The organism is Kitasatospora sp. NPDC057198, from assembly GCF_042670125.1.
Taxonomy (GTDB): Bacteria; Actinomycetota; Actinomycetes; order Streptomycetales; family Streptomycetaceae; genus Kitasatospora.
Map to the genome: position 1 here is coordinate 1 of NZ_JBHUWH010000712.1, position 2,690 is coordinate 2,690.

General features: G+C 70.4%; 2 protein-coding genes. One reads left to right on the plus strand and one right to left on the minus strand.

Annotated features, from left to right (window positions below; genetic code table 11):
- Positions 1 to 1,410: ABC transporter substrate-binding protein (locus tag ACFUEL_RS38105; RefSeq protein WP_380242564.1), on the minus strand; the 1,410-nt coding region annotated here is incomplete at its 3' end.
- A 235-nt stretch (positions 1,411 to 1,645) separates the two neighbouring features.
- Between ACFUEL_RS38105 and ACFUEL_RS38110 the strand changes: the two genes are divergently transcribed.
- Entirely contained in the window at positions 1,646 to 2,656 is a 1,011-nt protein-coding gene (locus tag ACFUEL_RS38110; protein WP_380242565.1) for a LacI family DNA-binding transcriptional regulator, read from the plus strand.
- The last annotated feature ends 34 nt before the right edge of the window (positions 2,657 to 2,690 follow it).

The following is a 2,690-nucleotide window of genomic DNA, read 5'->3' on the forward strand; positions in this document are numbered from 1 at the left end:
CTGGTTGGCCTGGGACTCGGCGGTGGCGAGGAGGCTGTCGATGTTCGCGCCGGGGTCGGTCAGCGCGGCGGACATCGCGGTGTCGAGGATCTTGTAGAGCTGCTGGGCGGCCGGCGGCTCGGTGATCGACTTGGTGGGGTTCTTGATGTAGGGGTCGTAGTTGGACAGCGGCAGGTTGCCGTTGGTCTTCAGCGACTCGGTGATGGCCTTGATCTGCGGCGAGTCCGCGGACCAGAAGTACGGCTGCGGGACGGCGATCGCGACCGGGTCCTTGCTGCTGCCCGCGAGGGTCTTGGAGCGGGCGAAGTTGAACTGGCCGGCGTCCGGGGTCTGGTACTGGAAGTTGATCCAGGCGATCTCGGCCTTGATCTGGTTCGGGGTCTGGCCCTTCTTGATGTAGTACAGGTCGCCGCCGCCGAGGCTGTTGCCGGGGCCGGTGGCGCCGGGCATCGGGCCGAGGCCGTACGCCTTCGGGTCGGCGCCGAGCACCTCGATCAGGTGCTTGACGACGTCGGGGGCGCCGAGGAACATGCCGACCTTGCCGGTGGCCAGCGGCGGGAAGGCGTCGGCCCACTGGGTGATCGGGGTGGCGCTGATGCTCTGGTCGGTGAAGCGCATGTCGTGCAGGCGCTTGAGGACCTGCTTGCCCTCGGGCGAGTTGAAGGCGGCCTTCTTGCCGTCGTCGGTGACCATCTTGCCGCCGAGGCTGTAGAGCTCGGAGGTGAAGTGCCAGCCGCCGGTGTTGCCGCCGGAGTAGTCCTGGTAGCCGGTGATGCCGTTGCCGAGGGCGGAGATCTTCTTCGCGGCGGCCTGCACCTCGTCCCAGGTGGTCGGCGGCTTGTCGGGGTCGAGGCCGGCCTGCTTGAACAGGTCGCGGTTGTAGATCAGACCGGTGGTGTAGTAGTTGATCGGCAGGGCGTAGACCTTGCCGTCCACCGTCATGTTGTCCTTGACGGACGGCAGCATCGAGGAGAAGCCGGGCAGCGTCTCGTCGTTGACGTACTTGGTGATGTCCTGCGCGTCACCGGAGTTCAGCGTGGCGTCGCGGTCGGTGAAGTAGGCGTGGAACGCGCCGGTCTCGTCGTGCGCCTTGTACTGCGCGGTCTGCTGGGCCGGGACCTCGCACTGGCCGACGTAGGGCTTCGCGTTGATGGTGACGTTCGGGTACTTGGTCTTGAAGAGCGCCAGGTCGTCGGCGTAGTTGGCCTTGCCCGCCGCCTGGTCCGCACCCGGTGCGCAGTCGATGGAGATGGTGACGGTCGCGTTCGGGTCGAGCGGCTTGCCGTCCGCGACGCCGGCCGCGGCGTCGTTGCTGCCGCCGGAGGAGTCGCTGCTGCACGCGGCGGTGCTCAGCAGCAGACCTGCGGCGAGGGCGAGGGCGGCCATCCGGCTCGATCTGTTCAGCATCATGCGTACCCCATGGGTGGGAGAGGTTTCGGGTGGGGCCGGGCGAAAGCCGACGTGTGAGGAACGTAGGTCCTTGAACCGCTCTACGCAAGAGGTTGACGAGAAAGTGAAAAGTTACGACTGTGCATCGACCGGCACTCGACAGCCCGACCCCCTCCCACTGGGGCGCGGAGTGCCACTTCAGCCCGCTTGCGGGCGTGCTTGCCGCTTCTTACTTGATTCTGTTCTACTTTTGCGCATGAAGAGCAAGCTTTCCGTGGTCGCGAAGCACGTCGGCGTCAGTGAGGCCACGGTCAGCCGGGTCCTGAACGGCAGACCGGGCGTCGGCACCGCCACCCGGATCGCCGTCCTCACCGCCCTGGACGTGCTCGGCTACGAGCGGCCCAGCCGGCTGCGCGGCGAACGCGCCCGGCTGATCGGCCTGGTGCTGCCCGAGCTGCAGAACCCGATCTTCCCGGCGCTGGCGGAGGTGGTCGGCGGCGCGCTCGCGCAGGGCGGCTTCATCCCGCTGCTGTGCACCCGCACCGCGGGCCTCGGCGAGGCCAGCCACGTCGGCGTGCTGCTCGACCAGCAGGTCTCCGGGGTGGTCTTCGCGGGCGGCCACTGCGCCCAGGCGGACGCCTCGCACGAGCACTTCGCGCAGCTGCGCGAGCGCGGCGTCCCGGTGGTGCTGCTGAACGCCTCGGTGGAGGAGCTGGGCTTCCCGCAGGTCTCCACCGACGACGCGGCCGCGGTGGCCCAGGCGTACGCCCACCTGGCCGCGCTGGGGCACGAGCGGATCGGGCTGCTGGTCGGGCCCGAGGACCACGTCCCGTCCCGCCGCAAGCTGGCCGCCTTCGCCGAGCAGTACGCCCTGCGGGGCCGCGAGCCGCACCCCGGGTGGGTGGCGCACACCATGTTCGGCCTGGAGGGCGGCCAGGCGGCCGCCGGGCGCCTGCTGGAGACCGGCGTGACCGGGGTGATCTGCGCCAGCGACCCGCTCGCCCTGGGGGTCGTCCGGGCGGCCCGGCGGGCCGGGCTGGACGTCCCCGGCGACCTGTCGGTGATCGGCTTCGACGACTCGCCCTTCATCAACTGCACCCGGCCGCCGCTGACCACCGTCCGCCAGCCGATCGAGGCGATCGGCCGGGCCGCGGTCTCGCTGCTGGTCGGCCGGATCGACGGCGCCCCGACCCCGCCCGGCGAGCTGCTGTTCGAACCGGAGCTGGTCGTCCGGGCCTCCACCGGCCCGGCCCCGCGGCGGCCCTGAACGCGGTGCCTGGGCGCGGTGCCGGGTGGGACGC